Consider the following 2,607-nt stretch of genomic DNA (forward strand, 5'->3'; position numbering starts at 1 on the left):
TCAGATAGACTGGCGTAAAGAACTTTTTGTAATTATCAAAAGTAAAATGCCCTTCAATATCAAAAAACGAATAGTATACAACGAGAAGAATGGGTGTTACGACAAACAAAAGAATCCAAATAACATAAGGGATTAAATACAGATTACGAGAGTTAGTTTTCATAGCTTCCCTCTTCATATGCTTCTAAACGTTTGTCGAATTCTTCCTCTGTTTCTCCATGTCTCATGACATGAATGGCTTCAGGATCAAAGTACAGCCCTATTTCTTCCCCTACATTTGCCTTTTTCGTTGAATGAACAAGCCATTCATTTCCATCCTGGTCATAGCAGCTAATTTCATAATGAACACCGCGGAAAAGCTGAGTATCTACTTTAACCCTTAGTTTCCCTGATTCTGGCTTAGTAATTTCCAAATCCTCAGGACGGATCACAATATCCACGGCTTCATTTGGATTTAGGCCGCCATCCACACAATCAAAGGTTTTCCCGGTAAACTGGACAGAAAAATCTTTAATCATCGTCCCTGGTACAATATTCGATTCTCCAATGAAATCAGCAACAAATCGGTTAATCGGTTCATCGTAAATATCAGTTGGCGTTCCGCTCTGTTCGATTTTTCCGTTATTCAAAACAAAAATTTCGTCAGACATCGCCAGTGCTTCCTCTTGGTCATGGGTAACAAAGATAAACGTAATGCCCAATCTGCGCTGGAGCTCACGAAGCTCGTACTGCATTTCTGTACGAAGTTTTAAATCTAGCGCTGATAATGGCTCATCGAGTAGTATGACTTCCGGTTCGTTGACAATGGCTCTTGCAATGGCTACACGCTGACGCTGACCGCCTGACATTTCTCTTATTTCACGATTTTCATAGCCTTCAAGATTCACAAATCGAAGTGCTTCCTTTACTCTTCGGTCTACTTCAATATTTTTAATTTTTTTAATTCTAAGTCCAAATGCTACATTCTCAAATACATTTAAATGCGGAAATAACGCATAGTCCTGAAATACAGTGTTGACTTGGCGTTTATTGGCCGGCACTTCATTGACTAATTTTTCATTAATAAATACCTTTCCAGATGAAGGCTCAATAAATCCTGCAATCAGCCGTAATATGGTTGTTTTTCCGCAGCCGGATGGACCTAGTAGAGTATAGAATTTCCCTCTCTCAATCTCAAAGCTTACCTCTTTTAAAACAGGAGGATCATCATCATATTGTTTTGTTACATGCTCAAAACGGATTATAGTGTTATTTGTCATTTTATCTCCTTCTATCAAAAAAAAATTTCAAATCATGCAACGCATTTTATCGAAAAAAATCGAATAATAACATTTAGACATTCAAACGTTATAATACCATATTCCTATGCATTGATGGGAGATGTTTTTTGAAAATATTGTCTAGAGAATACCTCTTGTAAAAAAAGGCTTCCTACTCATATGTTAACTATGTGCAGGAGGTGTGTAATCTATTTACTATTTTGGATAAACCTTTGTATTTCAAGATGTATAGGCTCCATCACTCTTACAATCTGGTCATCCTCTTCGACTAATGGAATGGTCTTTCCATTAATGGTCTTGAACACTGGTTTTACTATTGAATGACTGCTATTAACAAACCATTTTCCATTCATCTTGATTATTTCTAGATCTATGATGCCAAGATGATTTCCCCAATAGCCAGCTTGTACAGCCGGGACCCCATTTATAGTTCCTGTTTCATCATTTACACTATAGAGGTCCTTCCCAGGGAAAATTAAATGAGTATGACCGTATAAAATAGCATCGATCCCTTCTACTTCACTTAAATCGATTACGGAATTTCCCTTTTTCTCCTTTAATCCTTTGTCAGGATCTAATCCAACATGTGCAAGAGCGATAATTATGTCTGTACCCATCTTTTTCATGATAGGTACAAGATGCTCAGCCGTTTCCTGTATATTTTTTATCTTTAATTTACCTTGAAAATACTTCTTGTCCCATTCGGCTGCAATTGGGGTAAGAATGCCAATAACACCAACCTTTAATTTTTGTTTATTTCCGTTAGTATCAATAAAGTTTCTATCTAAGATCAAAAACGGATTGAAATAATTAAGATCATCGCCATCGTATTGATTTTGATCATCTATATAAATATTGGCATTTACGTATGGGAACTTGGCTCCTCGCAAGCTTTTATGCAAAAAATCTAATCCATGATTGAATTCATGATTTCCTACTGTTGCCGCATCATAATAAAGTCCATTCATCGCTTTAAATACAGGATGAAAGTAATGATCGTCCAAATAGTTGGTTTTATACACATATTCATCTAGAGCACTTCCTACAAGTACATCACCTACATCAAAAAGCAGTGAATTAATCTCCTCTTCCCGAGCTTGCTTGATAAGTGATGCAGTTCTGGCTAATCCGAATTCTAGATTCGGTTTATTTTTTTTATAATCAAACCCTAACATATGTGCATGCAAATCTGTTGTTTCTAAAATTCGAAGCCGCAAGCTAGATTCCATGATCTCTTTGGCGTCTGTCCGATTTAAGGCAATGAGCAAAATGCTGATGATCAGTATGAATTGAATGATCACTTTTATTCTTTTCATCCAAACACCCC

At 36.6% G+C, this 2,607-nt stretch carries 2 protein-coding genes and 1 pseudogene; all 3 read right to left on the minus strand.

Going from position 1 to position 2,607, the window contains the following annotated elements; all coding sequences use genetic code 11:
- A pseudogene (locus V7149_RS25580) lies at positions 1–163 on the minus strand (ABC transporter permease); the annotation flags it as partial.
- Positions 153–1,259 carry an ABC transporter ATP-binding protein gene (locus V7149_RS25585; RefSeq protein ID WP_335348371.1) on the minus strand — a complete coding sequence of 369 codons (1,107 nt, stop codon included), beginning with the start codon at positions 1,257–1,259 and terminating at the stop codon, positions 153–155. The gene V7149_RS25585 and the pseudogene V7149_RS25580, both read right to left, overlap by 11 nt.
- Before the next feature lie 209 nt (positions 1,260–1,468).
- The coding region (locus V7149_RS25590) for a metallophosphoesterase (protein ID WP_335348372.1) at positions 1,469–2,607 on the minus strand (1,139 nt) is incomplete at its 5' end.

Origin of the sequence: Bacillus sp. JJ1503 (genome assembly GCF_036965125.1) — a bacterium.
GTDB lineage: Bacteria > Bacillota > Bacilli > Bacillales > Cytobacillaceae > Cytobacillus.

Excerpts from the sequence above, each read along its gene's own strand:
- V7149_RS25585 (WP_335348371.1), bottom strand. The coding sequence starts at position 1,259 with ATGACAAATAACACTATAATCCGTTTTGAGCATGTAACAAAACAATAT.